The sequence below is a fragment of the Amycolatopsis vastitatis genome, assembly GCF_002234595.1.
GTDB classification, from domain to species: Bacteria; Actinomycetota; Actinomycetes; order Mycobacteriales; family Pseudonocardiaceae; genus Amycolatopsis; species Amycolatopsis vastitatis.
Genome location: NZ_NMUL01000001.1, coordinates 146,059 through 162,343, shown reverse-complemented (window position 1 = coordinate 162,343; position 16,285 = coordinate 146,059). Strand labels below are relative to the sequence as shown.

Below are 16,285 nucleotides of genomic sequence, written 5' to 3'. Positions count from 1 at the left end.
GAAACAGGCAATGCACCCTTGGGCCAAACGCGGGCTCCAGTCCGCGCTGTTGGCCGGCGGTCTGATGATGCTGGGTACCGGCATCGCTTCCGCCGAGGAGCAGGTCAACCCCGACCTGGCTCCGTCGCCGTTGGACGGTGGCGCCAGCGTGCCGATCCAGATCCGCAAGATCAACCTCGGCACTCCCGCCGGGGAATCGCCGCTGCCGCTCGACATGGACACCGACGTCACGACGGGCACCCTGCTCCACGACGCGACCAAGCCGCTCGGTGGCCTGCTGCTGAACAACGTCGTCAAGCCCGACGTCTCGGCCCCGGTCCAGATCACCGGCTGGGCGCTCGGCGCGGGCGGCGACTCGCACGTGGTGAACGACTCGGAGCAGGTCCACAAGCAGGGTGGCCCGATCACCACCACGGGTGAAGGCCGTCCGGCCGCGGGCAACGTCGTCACCGCACCGGTGACGGCTCCGATCGGGGTCAACAACCTCGCGTTCGGCACGCTGTCGAACGCGACGGTGGACGGTTTCGCCAACCAGGACAGCACGGTCGGCGGCCCGGTCACCACCAACGGCGACAACGGCGTCGTCTCGGGCACCATCGCGGCGGTCCAGGGTGCGCTGCCGATCGGCGTCAACAACACCGCCGCCGGCTGGGGTGGCACGGGCACGGTCAACACGACCACGACCCAGGGCGCCCACTCGCCCGGTCAGCTGACCACCAGCGGCAAGGACGGTGTCGCCTCCGGCACCATCGCCGGCGTTCCGGTTGCCTTGCCGGCCCAGGTCGACGGCACCGCGGCCGCCTGGGGTGGCAAGGCCACCGCGAACACGGTCAACACCGTTCTCGCCGAGGCCGGCACGCCCGAGTCCGAACTGCGGGGCGCCCCCGAGCGCGAGCCGTATGCGACGACGGACGGCGGCGGCTCGCTGGCGAGCGGCACCGCACTCACCCCGGGTGTGGCGGGTCCGGTCGCGGTGAACGGCACCTCGGGTCCCTGGGGCGGCCTCACCAACGCCGACTCGGTGAGCAACCTGAACGCGAACGCGGGCGGTGGCACGGTCACCGACGGCGTCAAGTCCGTCGCCGGTGGCACGGCCGCCGGGGCCCCGGTAGCCCTGCCGGTGACCGTGATGGGCACCGCGGGTGCGTGGGGCGGCGAGTCCTTCGCGACCTCCGAGAACAACGTCGGCTCGGTCGCGGGCGGCGACATCGTCACCAACGGTGCCGACGCGCTGGGCGCCGGCAGCGTCGTCCACCCGCAGGTGGCGGGCCCGGTCGAGGTCAACTGCACCTCCGGCCCGTGGGGCGGTATCACCGGCACCAACTGCGCCAACGACTACAGCGCGCAGGCCGGTGGCGGCGACACCACCAACGGCGACCACTCGGTCGGCAGCGGCACCGTCGCCGACGCGCCGGTCGCGGCTCCGGTGACCGGCAACCACAACTCCGCCGCGTGGGGTGGCCTGGCCGACGCGACCGGGATGAGCTTCATCGACTCGACGGCGGGCGGTCCGGTCTACACCGGCGGCGAAGGTTCGGTCGTCGGCGGGACGATCGCGCACCCGCAGGTGGCGGAGCCCGTCGTGGCGTCCTGCAACACCGGCGCCTGGGGTGGCATCACCTCCACCCACTGCACGCACGAGAACACCGCGCACGCCGGTGGCGGCAACGTGACCAACGGCGACAGTTCGATCGTCGGCGGCACCGTCGCCGACGTGCCGGCCACGTTCCCGGCCCAGGTCTGCGGCACCGCGGGCGACTGGGGCGGCATCTCCACCGCCGAGTGCTACACCACCGTCGACTCGGTGGTGGGCGGCAACACCTACGACCACGGCGACGAATCCGTGGGCGGCGGCAACATCGTCGGCCCGTCGCTGGCCGGTGACGCCGACGTCATCTGCAACGCCGGCGCGTGGGGCGGCATCCCGACCTCGTCGTGCTCCAACGCCGAGAACGTGGTCGCGGGTGGCTTCCAGGGCACCTCGGGCAACAACGCGGTCGCGGCGGGCAACATCGTCGACGCGCCGCTGGCGACGCCGGTCGAGGTGCTCAACGGCGCCTACGCGTGGGGCGGCATCCCGACCTCGACGATGACCGAGCACAAGTGCCTCACCTCGGGCGGGGACAACAACACCGACGACGACGGCGGTGTGGTCTCCAGCAACATCGTCACCGCGCCGGAAGCCATCGGCGCCCAGGTGATGAACATCGCCGGGGCGTGGGGCGGCAACCCGACCAGCCACGGCGACTTCATCACCCACGTCCACGCGGGCGGTGCGGACTCCGCGACCGGCAAGGGTGGCGCGGTCGCGGGCAACATCGTCGACCAGGCGAGCTCGCTGCCGGTGCAGGTCAACACGATCGGTGCCACGTGGGGCGGGATGGCCGAGGCGATCGGCACCAACGACACCGAGTTCCACTCCGGCGGCCCGAACTACGCCAACGGTGACCTCGGTGCGATCACCGGCAACGTCGTCGAGGCGCCGATCGGTGGCGCGGGCCAGGTCAGCAGCTGGGCGGCGTCCTGGATCGGCGGCGCGGCCGTCGACGCGGACAACGACGTCACCTCGCACGCGGGTGGCCCGACGTTCACCTCCGGCAAGGGTGGCGCGATCGCCGGTGACGCGGTCGCGGCTCCGATCCAGCCGTTCGTCCAGGCGACCGGTCAGTCGATCTCGCTGATGGCCAACACGGTCAACCACACCGAGAACACCGACGACCTCGTCTCCGGTGGGCCGATCACGACCGACGGCACCGGTGGCGCGCTCTCGGGCGACATCCTCTCGGCCGAGGCACAGGCGATGCCGCAGGTCTACGGCCTGGGCATTTCCGCCATCGGGTCCGCGACCAACGACGTCCAGAACGACCTGACGGCGACCGACGGTGGCGACGAGACCACGATGGGCACCGGTGCCCTCAGCGGTGCCCTGCTCGACGTGCCGGTCGCGGCGGACCCCGAGGTGTTCCGCTGGGGCATCGGCGCGCTGTCGCACGTGAACAACCACGTCGACAGCACGGTGGACAGCGACGTCAGCGGCACGCCGACGGCGAAGCCGGCGATCCAGATCCCGGTGGGTCTGGTGCCGCAGGTGAAGAACGTGACGATCCCGGTCCTGGCCGAGGTGCTCAACACGGGCACCGACACCACCGACGTCATGGTCGGGCGGACCGAGGCCGCACAGATCCCGGTCGAGCTCGACCTCAGCGGTCTGCTCGGCGGGGTGTCGCCGCTGGCTCGTGACGACATGGCGTCCCGCGCCGACGCGCCGGGCCTCGGCGCTGACGGTCTCGGCGGCGGGATGGCCCTGCTCGGCAACGGGACGGGCGGCGCTGCCGGCCAGGTCGCCGAGGCCCTGGGCTCGGTGACCGGCAAGACGCTCGGCGGCCTCCCCGCCGCCGTCGCCGGTGCCACCGGGCACGAGTCGCGCAGCGACAGCCCCGTGCCGTCGCCGGCCGTGCCGTCGCTGCCGTCGCTGCCCGCGCTGTCGGGCCTGACCGGTGGCGGCCTGCTGCCGCAGGTCAAGCCGCCGCACGTCGCGCTGCCGGGTGTGCCCAGCGCGCCGCGGGCGGACAACCCGGTGCCGGTCGTTCCGGTGGTGTCCGGGCTGGCGGGCAGCAGCCTGCTGTCGCCGGTGAAGCAGCCGCACGTCGCACTGCCGGGCGTTCCCGCCCAGCAGTGATCGGCTGAGTGAACCGGGGCCCTGGAGCGAACCGCTCCAGGGCCCCTTCGCCGTTAGGGTGACCGGCATGGACGCGACCAGGTGGCTCATCGTTCTCCGGCACGCGAAGTCGGACTGGTCGGACAATCTCCCGGACCACGATCGTCCCCTCGCGCCCCGCGGCATCCGCGACGCACCCAAGCTCGGCCGGTGGCTCACCGAAGCCGGGCACGTTCCCGAGCTGGTCTTCTGCTCCACGGCCCGCCGGACCAGGGAAACCTGGCAGCGCGTCAGCGACGAACTCCCCGCGAAGCCGTCCGTCGAGTACGACGGAGACCTGTACGGCGCCGACGTCGGCGAGTTCCTGAACGCCGTCCGCCGGACGCCACCGGATGTCACCACGCTCGCGCTCGTCGGGCACGAGCCCGGCGTCAGCGATCTGACGCTGCACCTCGCCGGGTTCGGCGAAGACACCCGCGAGGTCCAAGTCAAGTTCCCCACGGGCGCGGCGGCCGTGCTCGCCACCACCGATCCGTGGGACGCGCTGACCACGGCCCGGCTCGTCGCCTTCTTCCGGCCTCGCGACTGAGCGTCCGCGGCCGTCGGCGGCAGAGGTCTGAACCTTGCTTCCGCGACATTCACATGCGTACGCTCCATTCACTCACAGGTCTGATGTTCATATTTGTGAATGGAGCGGACATGGTTTTCCGCCACACCGTCGTGGCCGCGCTCGCCGCGCTCGGCCTAGCCACCTCCTTCGCCGCGCCGGCCGAAGCCGTGCCGCGACCCTCGGGCTGCACCGTCCCGGTTCTCGGGCCGGTGTGCGCGCCCGAAACCGCCGTCCTCGACGGCAAACAGCTGCTGCGGACGAAGCTCGCCGCGCTCGTCGGCGAAAAGACGTCACGCACGGCACTGAACAACCTGCTCACCGCCGCGAAGACCGACCTCACCGCCGGGCCGTGGAGCGTCACTTCGAAGAAACAGGTCCCGCCCAGCGGCGACAAGCACGACTACCTCAGCCTCGCGCCCTACTGGTGGCCGACCACGCAGCCGACCGCGGAAAACCCGTGGGGCTGCCCGTTCGTGCAGCGCGACGGCCAGCGCAACCCGATCGTCGACGAGATCACCGACCACGCCTACCGCGGCGAGGCGTTCGCCGCGATCTACCGGCTCGCGCTGGCCTGGTACTACACCGGGGACGCGCGGTACGCCCGGCGCGCGGCGCTCGACCTGCGCACGTGGTTCCTCGACGCGGCGACGAAGATGAACCCGAACATGAACTTCGCCCAGGGCATCCCGTGCAAGGTCGACGGCCGCGGCATCGGGATCATCGAGTTCTCGTACACGCTGACCCAGGTCGTCGACGCGACCGCGATCCTGGCCACCGGCGCGCCCGGCTGGACGAAGACCGACCAGGCCGGCATGACCGGCTGGTACACGCAGTTCCTGACCTGGCTGCGCACGAGCAAGAACGGCACCGACGAGGCCGCGGCGCAGAACAACCACGGCAGCTTCTACGACATGCTCGTCGCCGCGCTCGCCCTCGGCACCGGACAGCGGGACCTGGCCGCGGCCATCGCGCGGGACGCCGGGCCGAAGCGGATCGCGCCGCAGATCCAGGCCAACGGCTACCAGCCGGCGGAGGCGAGCCGGACCCGCAGCTGGCACTACTCCAACTTCAACCTGGTCGCGCTGACCCGGCTCGCCCAGATCGGCCGGCACGTCGGCGTCGACCTGTGGCACTACACCGCGCCCAGCGGCGCCACGCTGTTCGCCGCAGCGGACTTCCTGATCCCGGGCGCCACGCAGGGGCAGACCGTGTGGCCGTATCCGGAGATGGACTTCCGGCCGTACGCGGCCCTGGACGTCCTGCACGCGGCGGCCGACGCGGGCGACAAAGCGGCACGTGCGGCGTTGCCGCGCGTGCCGGCCGAACCGGGCGGCGACCTCTACCCGGTCCGGCCCGCCGCCGAACAGCTCGACGACATTTCGACGTCCTGACGGCAATGGGCCCGGCCGCGCGGCCGGGCCCATTCCGGGGAATCAGACGCCCGCCACCTGGGAAATCCAGCTGCGGTAACGCGTGATGTTCGTGTAGGCGGTGTTGTTCGACCGGTCGCTGGTCGACGCGACGCCGACCTGGCGGCCGGAGGCGAACATCGGACCGCCCGAATCGCCGCCGGCCGTGATGCCGTTGACGCGGTTGGCGCACACCGCGATCCCGCCGGTGTAGTCGCTGCAGCTGATCGAGTTCACCCGCACCGTCGCGACCTTGAGGTACCGCGACTGGCAGTTGATCTCGGAGCCGCACTGGCTGGTCGCGCCCCAGCCGTAGACCGAGACGTTCTGGCCGACCGAGACGTCACCGACGCTGCCGAGCGGCGAGTAGGTGGCGCTCACCGACGTGGTGAGCCGGACGATCGCCAGGTCGGCGGAGCCCGGGTACCGGGTGATGGTGGAGCCGGTGGCCAGCGTCCCGCCGCTGGTCTGGTCCAGGCTGCCGATCCGGAACGTGTACGTGCCGGAGCTGCTCACGCAGTGTTTCGCGGTGAGGATGTATTGCGGCGCGATGATCGTCGCGGTGCAGTTCTGCGTGCCGTTGACGAACAGCCGGGCGGCCCAGGGTCCGCTCGTGGCGGTGCTGCCGCCGATGATCGACGGCTGGGCCTGCGGGGTGCTGTCGGCGGCCGCCGGACCGCCGAGGCCGGCGACGGTCAGTGCGGTGCTCGCGGCCAGCAGGACGAATTTGCCGAATTTCACGCTTGCTCCTTCGGTGCGGAGAGCCCGCACGGGAAAGACCGGTGGGGACCGAACGAGAAGAGTGTCCGAGTTTTCGGCGAATGTCCGGAACCGACGAAAGTCGCCGGTCGAATCCGTATTTATTTCCGCACGACGGGTACGGGCAGTTTCCCGTACTGTTCCGCGCCTGAGGTGCTCAGGCGGCGACCTTCGCGGGAGCCGTCTTCCGCAGCCAGTACAGCCCGATCACCGGCAGCACCAGCGGGATGAACAGGTAGCCCTCGCCGTAGACCGACCAGACGGTCGGGTGCCGGAAGGCGGCGGCGTCGACGAGGCTCAGCGTGCCGATGGTCAGCACGCCCAGCAGCTCGATCGAGCAGGCCGCGAGGGCCACGCGCCACCAGCCGTCACCGCGGCGGGCCAGCGCGACGGTCGCGACGATGTAGACGGCCGCGGCGAACGCCGAGAGCAGGTAGGCGAGCGGGGCTTCGTGGAACTTCGTGCTGATCTGGACGCCGGCCCGCGACGTCGCGGCCAGCGCGAAGATCGCGTACACGGCGACGAGCACCCGTCCGGGGCCACTGGCCGTTCTACGCTGTTGCTCCACTCCACACCTCGTTCAGTCGCAGCACCATCACCGGGATGGCCAGGCAGGCGATGCCGAGCACCGCCGTGCTCGACCGGCTCCGCTCGGCCAGCGCCCAGGCGGCGCCGACCGGCAGCACGACCAGGCAGCCGATCAGGTAGGCCAGGTAGGTCGCCAGGCTGCCCGGGCGGGCACCGCCGGCGAGCAGCACGATCCCGATCACCAGCTGGACGACCAGCAGCAGCTCGACGACCCCGAGCGCGATCAGGAGCGGGTTGTCCGGCAGCCGGTTGCGAGCCGTCTGGAAGAAGCTCCAGAGCGCGACGAGCGTGGCAGCCACGGCGACCGTCACGGCGAATCCGAAGATCACCCGTTCCTCCTTCCGGTCCGCCGGGCGCCAACTTACTCCGTGGTACCGACGGGCCCGCCGGCCGAGGGGCCGGGAGCGTGGCGCGGACCACCGTACTCACCTGTTCGGCGCGTATCGGGAAAATCGATCACGGAAGGGTCTTGATGGCATTCTGCCAATTCGACGGTTTATTCCGCTCGATCCTGGTGTGGACCTGGGGAATGATGGAAAAAGCTTCGTGTTACACCACGGCAGAGTGGATGCCGGTCGCGAAAAATCACCCTGCGTTCGGTTACTGAGTGGTAAGCGGCCTTTTCGCCTACCTCGGATAGCCCAGTTGAACCCCCGGGTTGGCGGATTGGCCCAGGGCCGTTCGGCGTGGGGGAATATTCCTCGTCCCGGAGCCGCGGCGCACCGGGGGGAACGTACGGAGGGGTATCCGGGATGGACCTGCGCTACGAAGCATTCTGCTTCGCCGATCCGTTGTTCTACGACGAACAGCAGGAAATCGGTGCGCGGGTCGACGACTTCGCCGCGGAGCTGCCGACACCCGGCGCCGACTGGGTCACCGCCGATCGCGGCGTCTGGCGGGTGCTTCACCCGGAGGGGCGTGTTCTACCTGACCAGGGCTGGAAAATCCACGTTTCCGCCGGTCTGGGCAACGCCCGGCGGGTACTCGCGGAGGTGCACGAGTACTGCGTCGAGCACCGGATCTCCTACAAGCACCTCCGCTCGGTGCTGACCCTGCTCGCGCGGAATTCGAAATACGCACCCCGCGACGGCAGCGCGAAGCTGGTGACGATTTACCCGGCCGACGACGGCGAACTCGAACGGGTTCTCGAAGACCTGTCGTCACGCCTCGAAGGCGAGCACGGCGCGTATATCCTGAGTGACCTGCGATACGGCGACGGACCACTCTACGTCCGCTACGGCGGATTCGCCGAGCAGTGGGTCGAACACGAGGGAAACCGCGTCCTGGCGATCCGCAGGCGGGACGGAAGGATCGTACCCGACAAGCGTGAACCGAAGTTCTCCGTGCCCGATTGGGTGAAGATTCCGGCTTGTCTGCAGAGCAGCATCGCCGCGCGCAAAGGCGGTGACCCCGCTCAGTTCCCCTATCGGGTGACGAGCTCCCTGCACTTCTCGAACGGTGGCGGCGTGTACCTGGCCGACCCCAAGGCGGGCGGTGCCCAAGCCGTCCTCAAGGAGGCCCGCCCGCACGCCGGTCTCGACAAGGCGGGGTTCGACGCCGTCGAACGGCTGCGCCGCGAACACGAGGTGCTCGAGCGGCTGGCCGGCGTCCCCGGGGTGCCGCGCGTCTTCGAGCGGTTCACCGTCTGGGAGCACCACTACCTGGCCATGGAGTACATGCCGGGCCATTCACTGGGCAACTGGCTGGCCCGCAACTACCCGCTGACCCGGCGCGGCATGACGGACGCCGACCTCGCCGCCTACACCCGCCGCGCGCTGGACATCGTCGCCGGGGTGGAGCGGACGATCGCGGCGATCCACGCCCGCGGCGTCGTCTTCGGCGATCTCCACCCGTTGAACATCCTGATCGACGAAGACCAGGACGGCCGGATCTCCTTGATCGACTTCGAGATGGCGTTCGACGCCGAGTCGGGCGACCGCCCGGCACTGGGCGCACCGGGATTCCGCGCCCCGGCCGACCGCACCGGTTTCGAGATCGACGAGCACGCGGTCGCGGCGTTGCGGCTGTGGCTGTTCCTGCCGCTTTCGCCGCTGACGGAGCTCGCCCCGGCGAAGCTGCGCGGCATCGCCGACTTCGTCGAGCGCCGGTTCGCGCTGCCCGAGGGGTACGCCGACGCCGCAGTCGCGGTGCTGGCCCCGCGTGAAGCGCCCGCGGAGCCGGCACCGGTCCACACCGAGCTCGACGAGGAAGAACCGGACTGGCAGCTCGTCCGCAAGCAGATCGCCGAGGCGATCCTGGCCAGTGCGACACCCGAGCGCCAGGACCGCCTGTTCCCCGGCGACATCGAGCAGTTCCGGGTCGGCGGCGCCTGCTTCGGCGTCGGTGCCGCGGGCGTGCTGCACGCCCTCGACGTCATCGGCGTCGGCCGGTTCCCGCAGCACGAGCGGTGGCTGATCGAGTCCGTCCGCCGTGACCCGCCGACCCGGCCCGGTTTCTACGACGGCAGCTACGGCATCGCCTACGTCCTGGAGAACTTGGGACACCACGACGAGGCGAGCAAGCTGCTGGCGTCGTCCGCTCAGCTCGTCGAGCAGACGACCGACCACGCGATGGAGAGCGGACTGGCCGGCATCGGGCTGACCATGCTGCACTTCGCGACGGTTCGCCAGGACAACGAGTTCGGCCGCCAGGCCCTGACCACGGCCGTCCGGCTGGCCGAGGCGCTGGACACCGCGACACCGCCCGGGAACTTCGCCCGCGCCGGCCTGCTCTCCGGCTGGTCCGGACCCGCGCTGCTGTTCGTGCGGCTCTTCGAGCGCACCGGCGAGCCGGCCTGGCTCTCGTTCGCCGACCAGGCGCTCTGCCGCGACCTCGAAGAGTGCATCGAGGCCGACGACGGCTCGCTGCAGGTCCGCGACGGCGCGGCCCGCACGTTGCCCTACGCCGGCATCGGCAGCGCCGGAATCCTCCTCGTCGCCGAGCAACTGGCGCGCCACCGCCCGGACGCCGAAGCCTGCGAGAGCCTCCCCGGCCTGCGCGAATCGTGCCGTGGCGAGTTCGTCATCCATCCCGGCCTGCTCTACGGCCGGTGCGGGTTGGCGGTCGCACTCGGCGCGAATCCCGCCCCAGAGCACCCGATCCGCACGGCGATCGACCTGCACTTGGCCCGGCTCGCCTGGTACGCGGTGCCGTACAAGGGCGGCCTCGCCTTCCCCGGCAACCAGCTGCTGAGACTGTCGATGGACGTCAAGACCGGCAGCGCGGGGATCCTCCTCGCCCTCGCCGCCCTCTTGGACGGCAAGGAGGTGCTGCCCTTCCTGGGTGGCACGCCGTCCCTCCAGACCACCGGTCGCTGACCGGCGGATCCGAAGAAATCGAAGGAAGGGACACCGATGGAACTCGTTCTCGAGCTGCAGGCGATGGAGACCCCCGAGGTGCTCGACGGCGGCCACGGCGGTGGTGGCTGCGGCACGTCGAACCTGAGCCTGCTCGCCGCCTGCGCCCACAGCACCCTCAGCCTGTTGACCTGCTTCTGACCTCCTGGATCGTCGGCACGTAGTCCGAGGTGAACGGTGCGGGAGCGGCACAGGCCAAGTGCGCCGCTCCCGCACCTTCATTGTGGCTCCGGCACCGCCTCGGCGGTACCTCTTCCGAAGGAGTGAGATGCGCGGGCCCGCCGATCGGCTGCTGGTCAGGGTGGCCGGCCTCGATCGCCTCCGGCTGGTCGCCGTCCTGGCGGCCGCGCTGGTCGCCACCGCGGCCGGCCTGCTCCTTCCCGGCGCGCTCGCGGACGCGGTGGACGCCGTGGTCGCGAGCCGTCCGAGCGGACGTGAAGTCTCCTGGCTGCTGCTCGTCGGCGGCGCGGAGATCGCCGCCGACGTCGTGGGCGGGATCCTGACCACCCGCGTGACCGCGACGGCGTCCGCCTGGTTGCGCCGCACCGTCTTCGGCAAGCTCCTGACGCTGGGCACTCGCACACGTTTCGCCGAGGGCGACGCGATCAGCCGCCTCACCGGCGACTGCACGGGCGCCGGCGGCATCGTCACGATCATCGTCCAGTGCGGTTCGACGCTGGTGATCTCGTCCGGGGCCATCGCCCTGCTCGCACTGCTGGACTGGCGGCTGGCGCTGGTCTTCCTGGGCAGCATCCCGTTCGCCTTGCTGCTCGCCCGCAGCCATCTCCGCCGCACCGCCGACGACGTCCTCACCTACCAGCGGGTTTCCGGCGAAATCGCGGCCAGGATGGTCGACGCGGTCGCCGGCCTCCGCACGATCGCCGCGTCCGGTACGGCCGAACGCGAAGCTGAGCGCGTCCTGCGCCCGCTGCCGAAACTGACGCTCGCCGGCCACGGCTTGTGGCGCACCCAGGCCCGCATGGTCTGGCGCGCCGGCCTGCTGACGCCGGCGGTCGAGCTGTCCGTGCTGGCCGCGGCCGGCTTCGGCGTCCTCGAGGGCCGGCTGAGCGTCGGCGATGTCGTCGCCACCCTCGGCTACGTCGCGCTCGGCCTCGGCCTGGTCACCCAGATTCCGCTGCTGACCATGCTGTCCCGGGCGCGCGGCTGCGCAGAACGGCTCGCCGAGGTGCTCGACGGGCCCGAACCCAAGCCCGGCAAGCTCCCGCTCCTGCCCGGCGACGGCACGGTGGAGCTCCGCCACGTCGGCATCACCGGAGCGCTGGCGGAGATCGACCTGCGCATCGACGGCGGCACCTTCGTGGCAGTCGTCGGCCGGTCCGGCGCCGGGAAGTCAGCGCTGGCGGGCGTACTCGGTGGCCTGATCACGCCCGACGAAGGCCAGGTTCTCCTCGACGGCCGTCCGCTCGACCAGATCCGTCCCGAGGAAGTACGCGCGATCTTCGGCTACGCCTTCGAACGCCCCGCCCTGCTCGGCGCGACGGTCACCGAAGCGGTCGGCTACGGCTCGTGGGCCGGTGAATCCGCCGTCCGCATCGCGTGCCGGACCGCTCAGGTCGACGAAGTCGTCGTCCGGCTGCCCGAGGGTTACCGCACTCCGTTGACCGAGACACCGCTTTCGGGCGGGGAGGCCCAGCGGCTCGGGCTAGCGCGGGCAATCGTGCGCAACCCGCGCGTCCTGATCTTCGACGACGCCACGGCCAGCCTGGACACGGTCACCGAGGCTGCGGTCGAACGCGCCTTGGCCGGCGCCATGCCGGGTCGCACGCGCGTCGTCGTGACCCACCGGGTGAGCACAGCGGCCCGTGCGGACCTGGTGGTCTGGCTCGACGACGGCCGGATCCGCGCGGTCGCCCCGCACACCGCCCTCTGGCAAGAGCCGGGTTACCGGGGTGTTTTCACGGAGGACGACGAGTGAGCCTGCGCCGCTTGTACTGGTCCGCGCTCGCCGGGCAATGGCGTGGCGGTGTCGTGCTGCTTCTGTGTTCGCTACTCGAAGGCGTACCAGCTTTCTTCTCCGGGCGGCTGGTGGAGCTGTCCGTGGACCGAGGTTTCGCGGTCGGCGACCCTGCGGCCGGGCTCGGCTGGCTGGCGTTGTTCGGCTTGGCCGCCGTGCTCGGCGCGTTCGGTGCCCGGCTGGTGTGGCACCAGCTCGGCAAGGTCGTCGAACCTTTGCGCGACGCTCTCGTGACGGCGGTCGTCCGTGGCGTGCTGAACAACGAGTCCCCGCCTCGCAACCAGCCGGACTCCAGCGGCGTCGCCCGGATCACCCAGCACGTCGAGGTGGTCCGCGACGCGACCGCGGGCTTGCTGGTCCAGGCCCGCGGCATGCTGGTGACGACAGCCTCCGCGCTCGCCGGGCTCTTGACCATCGCCGACGCTCTCGTGGTGCCGGTCGCCGTGCCGGTGATCTCCGCGCTGGTCGCCTTTGCCTGCCTCCTGCCCTCGTTGGCGCGTCGTCAGCGCGCGCTGGCGCTGGCCGACGAGCAGACGGCCGTGACTGCCGGTGCTTCTCTGGCCGGGATGCGCGACGTCGTGGCGTGCGGTGCCGAGCCGATCGCCGCACTGGCGATGGACACGTCAGTCGACGCCCAGGCGAATGCCGCGATCCGCGTGGCGCGCTCGAGTGCCCTCCGCGCGCTGGTCGTCTCGCTCGGCGGGTTCGCCCCGTTGCTCCTCGCACTGGCGTTGGCCCCAGCCCTGGTGGGCCGCGGCGAGCTGACTGCGGGGGCGGCCCTTGGCGCGCTGGTCTACCTGGCCACGACGATGCAACCGGCCCTGCGCGGCCTGGCAGCCACGGCCGGCACCGTCGTTCTGCGTCTGCTGGTCGCGCTCCGCCGGCTGGCGGAAACGGCCGAGCTGCCCGACGTCGCCGACGGAACGGCGACCCCGCGCGGCACCGACGTGCGGGTGCACGGGCTGACGTTCGGCTGGGGCGCGTCGGCCGAACCCGTGGTTCGCGAGCTGGACCTGGCGCTGCGGCCCGGTGAGCACCTCGCCGTCGTGGGGCCGAGTGGCATCGGCAAGTCGACATTGGCCGGTTTGCTCACCGGGATGCTCGCGCCACAGGAGGGCCGGGTGCTACTGGGCGGTGTCCCGGTCCGGGACGTGCCCGCGGCGCTCCGGCACGAGCTCGTGGCGCTGATCCCGCAAGAGGCGTACATCTTCGCGGGAACGGTACGGGACAACGTGAGCCTGTTCGCTCCTTCCGCTTCGGACGATGCACTGTCGGCCGCCGTGGACGCGGTGGGCGCGGGCGCGTTGCTGAAGCGCTTGGGCGGCCTCGACGCCGAGGTTGGTCACGGCGGCGAAGGCATCTCCGCGGGCGAAGCGCAGCTGCTCGCGTTGGCCAGGGTGTACGCCGGTTCGGCGCGATTGGTGGTTCTCGATGAAGCGACCTCCCATCTCGACCCGGTGTCGGAAGCCCGTGCGGAGCGGGCCTTCGCCGCGCGGGGTGGTGTCCTTGTGGTGATCGCGCACCGGTTGTCTTCGGCCTTGCGCGCGGATCGTGTGCTCGTCATGGACGGCCGCGAGACCGCGTTGGGCAGCCACGCCGACCTCCTGGCCGGCTCGGCGCGGTACGCGGAACTCATGCGGGCCTGGGCGACACCGGCGGCTGGTAAACCAGCTGTCGATGCCACGACGACGGCGGGTGTGGGCAGCGAACCGGCCCCCAGCACCAGGGGCCGGTCGCTTACCGGCAGTCGCGGGGCCATTGCCGGGGCGCCTTCCGGCGATGGCCCCGCGATTTCTGCCGAGGTTCGTGGTGCTGCCGTCTGCGGGGCGCCTGCCGGAGACGGGTTCACAACCACAATGAGTCCACCTGCGGGGACGGGTTCGGTGACCGCCACTGGGGCGCCTGCCGCCGGCGGGTCCGGTACCGTGCCCGGGCCGTCCGCTCCTCCGGATTCCGGTGCGACCGGATCGACGCCTAGGTCGCCATCCGTGTCGCGAGCCGCTCGGGTGAGCTGACCGCTCGTCCAGTGTGGACTGGTTTCATGTGCTGCCAGCTTATCGCCGTCGAGGGGGCGGGGAAGACCCGTTCGAAAATCTGTGGATAACTCGCCGATCTTCGGCGAGCCTGTGGACAACTCGAACCGATCGGCCGGTTCTGTCGGTGCCGTGCGGCATCATCGGAAGCGCGGGAAGAACACAGCCCGGAAGCTGCACCGTCAGAAAGGAGGTGACCCGGCGGCGGTGCGTGTCAGCCGGGCCGCAGTGCTTCCAGTGCCTCACGCAGCTTGCCGGAAACCGGTGTCGGCCGGCGGGACTCGCGGTCCACGAAGACGTGCACGAAGTGCCCTTCGGCGACCAGGGACTCGTCGGCGGCGTACATCCCGATTTCGTAGCGGACGCTGGACTTCCCGAGGTGCGCCACCCGCAACCCGACCCGAAGCGAACCAGGAAAGGAAACCGATGAGTGGTACCCGCAGTGCGATTCGACGCACAGCCCGATCACCGACCCGGCTTCGATGTCGAGGCCACCCTGCTCGATCAGCCACGTGTTGATCACGGTGTCCATCAGCGAGTAGTGCACGACGTTGTTGACGTGCCCGTAGACGTCGTTGTCCTTCCAGCGCAACGGAACCGTCTGCCAGTGCGGGTAACCGTTCACCACAGCGACACCGAATCGCGCAGGATGCCCGAAAGGTCTTCGGCGGACGCCTCGCGCGGCGCCGTGGCCAGCAGGCGTTGCTGCTTGAGGGTTCCCTCCACCAAGGAGTCCACATCGGACTCCGTGTAGCCGACGGCGCCGATGCCGTCCGGGATGCCGATCTGCCGCATCAGGTCGATCAGCGCCGCGGGCAGGTGGTCGGCGAAGTCGCCGGGCCACTCGAAGTCGGGTGCCAGCAGGCGCGCGACACGAAGGTGGCGGTCCGGTGCCGCGGCGAAGGTGAAGCGGAACGCGGCGGGCGCCGTCAGCGAGACGGCCATGCCGTGCGGCACCATGGGTTCTTCGCCCGGGTAGCCGTCCGGGTGGAAATCCCTGACCTGCCCGGCGATCGGGTACGCGTTCGCGTGCGGGATGTGCACGCCGGCGTTGCCGAACCCGAGGCCGGCGAACGTCGCGGCCAGGGCCATGGCTTCCCGCGCCTTGAGGTCGGAACCGTCGCGCACGGCGGCGGGGAGCGCCCACGACAGCAACCGCAGTGACTGCTCGGCGAACATGTCGGCCAGCGGGTTCGAGCCGCAGTACGGCACGCGCTGCTCCGGGCGCTTGCGCTCGAACTCGGTGTACGGCTTGGCGGTGTAGCTCTCCGCGGCGTGGCACAGGATGTCCATGCCACTGGCCGCTGTCACGCCGGCCGGCTGGCTGACGGTGAGCCGCGGGTCGACGACGGCCAGGGTCGGGCGCAGCCGCAGGTGGCTGATCCCGCTCTTGACGCGCAGGGAGAGCACGTCCAGGACGCAGACCGTGGTGCTCTCGGAACCGGTGCCAGTGGTGGTGGGGACCGCGACCAGCGGCTTCAGCGGACGGTCCGGTGCGCGGCCGCCGCCGACGGGGGCGTTGACGTAGTCCATCAGCTCGCCGTCGTTGCTGGTGAGCAGGTTCGCCGCCTTGGCGGTGTCGATGGCCGATCCGCCGCCGACGGCGACGAACGCGTCGTACGGGCCGGTTCCGCGGGCGAAGTCAACCGCCTTCTGCATGCTGACATCGGTGGGTTCTACGTGTACGCCGTCGAAGAGCTCGGTCTCGATGCCGTAGCCGGCGATGCCGTCCGCGATGCGGCGCGGCCAGCCGGTCGCGGCCACCTGCGGGTCCGTCACGACGAGCACGCGGTGCGCGCCGTACTGCGTGAGGTCGTAGCCGATCTCGTCGCTGGCGCCGGTGCCGTACTTCAAGGCCGGTGCGCCATAAGTAAAAACAGTTTCATGTTCTGTCACG

Annotated in this window: 13 protein-coding genes; 8 read left to right on the top strand and 5 right to left on the bottom strand. The window is 70.8% G+C overall.

The window, feature by feature from the left end:
* Positions 1-10: 10 nt before the first annotated feature.
* The 3 genes from CF165_RS00875 to CF165_RS00865 all read left to right on the top strand — a co-directional run bounded on the left by CF165_RS00875 (position 11) and on the right by CF165_RS00865 (position 5,659).
* Entirely contained in the window at positions 11-3,679 is a 3,669-nt protein-coding gene (locus tag CF165_RS00875; protein WP_093945454.1) for a beta strand repeat-containing protein, read from the top strand.
* Between the two features lie 67 nt (positions 3,680-3,746).
* Positions 3,747-4,247: a SixA phosphatase family protein gene (locus CF165_RS00870; RefSeq protein WP_093945549.1), complete on the top strand. Its 501-nt coding sequence runs from the start codon at positions 3,747-3,749 to the stop codon at positions 4,245-4,247.
* 110 nt (positions 4,248-4,357) lie between these two features.
* Positions 4,358-5,659 (top strand): alginate lyase family protein, encoded by a 1,302-nt coding sequence (locus CF165_RS00865; RefSeq protein ID WP_240521411.1) that lies wholly within the window; start codon positions 4,358-4,360, stop codon positions 5,657-5,659.
* 42 nt (positions 5,660-5,701) lie between these two features.
* Here CF165_RS00865 and CF165_RS00860 read toward each other — a convergent pair whose 3' ends face one another.
* The 3 genes from CF165_RS00860 to CF165_RS00850 all read right to left on the bottom strand — a co-directional run bounded on the left by CF165_RS00860 (position 5,702) and on the right by CF165_RS00850 (position 7,353).
* Positions 5,702-6,418, bottom strand: coding sequence for a S1 family peptidase (locus tag CF165_RS00860; protein WP_093945453.1), 717 nt, complete (start codon positions 6,416-6,418; stop codon positions 5,702-5,704).
* 175 nt (positions 6,419-6,593) lie between these two features.
* Entirely contained in the window at positions 6,594-6,965 is a 372-nt protein-coding gene (locus CF165_RS00855; RefSeq protein ID WP_093945452.1) for a hypothetical protein, read from the bottom strand.
* Positions 6,966-6,987: 22 nt separating this feature from the next.
* Complete coding sequence (locus tag CF165_RS00850; protein WP_093945451.1) at positions 6,988-7,353, bottom strand: hypothetical protein; 366 nt, start codon at positions 7,351-7,353, stop codon at positions 6,988-6,990.
* A gap of 77 nt (positions 7,354-7,430) precedes the next feature.
* On the opposite strand from CF165_RS00850, the gene CF165_RS51035 reads away from it, so the two are divergent.
* From CF165_RS51035 to CF165_RS00830, 5 genes are all read left to right on the top strand, one after another.
* The gene (locus CF165_RS51035; RefSeq protein WP_158226727.1) at positions 7,431-7,631 is read left to right on the top strand and encodes a hypothetical protein; all 201 of its coding nucleotides are present in this window, start codon (positions 7,431-7,433) and stop codon (positions 7,629-7,631) included.
* 145 nt (positions 7,632-7,776) lie between these two features.
* The gene (gene lanKC / locus CF165_RS00845) at positions 7,777-10,341 is read left to right on the top strand and encodes a class III lanthionine synthetase LanKC (protein ID WP_093945450.1); all 2,565 of its coding nucleotides are present in this window, start codon (positions 7,777-7,779) and stop codon (positions 10,339-10,341) included.
* A 36-nt stretch (positions 10,342-10,377) separates the two neighbouring features.
* Positions 10,378-10,521, top strand: a complete 144-nt coding sequence (locus tag CF165_RS00840; RefSeq protein WP_093945449.1) for a SapB/AmfS family lanthipeptide — start codon at positions 10,378-10,380, stop codon at positions 10,519-10,521.
* Positions 10,522-10,648: 127 nt separating this feature from the next.
* Positions 10,649-12,316 (top strand): ABC transporter ATP-binding protein, encoded by a 1,668-nt coding sequence (locus CF165_RS00835; protein WP_093945448.1) that lies wholly within the window; start codon positions 10,649-10,651, stop codon positions 12,314-12,316.
* Positions 12,313-14,370 carry an ATP-binding cassette domain-containing protein gene (locus tag CF165_RS00830; RefSeq protein ID WP_093945447.1) on the top strand — a complete coding sequence of 686 codons (2,058 nt, stop codon included), beginning with the start codon at positions 12,313-12,315 and terminating at the stop codon, positions 14,368-14,370. Before CF165_RS00835 ends, CF165_RS00830 begins: the two co-directional genes overlap by 4 nt.
* A 232-nt stretch (positions 14,371-14,602) precedes the next feature.
* Here CF165_RS00830 and CF165_RS00825 read toward each other — a convergent pair whose 3' ends face one another.
* Together CF165_RS00825 and CF165_RS00820 are read right to left on the bottom strand one after the other, a co-directional pair.
* Entirely contained in the window at positions 14,603-15,016 is a 414-nt protein-coding gene (locus CF165_RS00825; protein ID WP_093945446.1) for an acyl-CoA thioesterase, read from the bottom strand.
* Entirely contained in the window at positions 15,010-16,242 is a 1,233-nt protein-coding gene (locus CF165_RS00820; RefSeq protein WP_167441297.1) for a hydroxyacid-oxoacid transhydrogenase, read from the bottom strand. Before CF165_RS00820 ends, CF165_RS00825 begins: the two co-directional genes overlap by 7 nt.
* Positions 16,243-16,285: the final 43 nt, after the last annotated feature.

What these genes read in the sequence shown, in the direction of transcription:
- CF165_RS00875 (WP_093945454.1), top strand. Translation starts at nt 11, where the DNA reads ATGCACCCTTGGGCCAAACGCGGGCTCCAGTCCGCGCTGTTGGCCGGC.
- CF165_RS00870 (WP_093945549.1), top strand. Translation starts at nt 3,747, where the DNA reads ATGGACGCGACCAGGTGGCTCATCGTTCTCCGGCACGCGAAGTCGGAC.
- CF165_RS00865 (WP_240521411.1), top strand. Translation starts at nt 4,358, where the DNA reads ATGGTTTTCCGCCACACCGTCGTGGCCGCGCTCGCCGCGCTCGGCCTA.
- lanKC (WP_093945450.1), top strand. Translation starts at nt 7,777, where the DNA reads ATGGACCTGCGCTACGAAGCATTCTGCTTCGCCGATCCGTTGTTCTAC.
- CF165_RS00840 (WP_093945449.1), top strand. Translation starts at nt 10,378, where the DNA reads ATGGAACTCGTTCTCGAGCTGCAGGCGATGGAGACCCCCGAGGTGCTC.
- CF165_RS00835 (WP_093945448.1), top strand. Translation starts at nt 10,649, where the DNA reads ATGCGCGGGCCCGCCGATCGGCTGCTGGTCAGGGTGGCCGGCCTCGAT.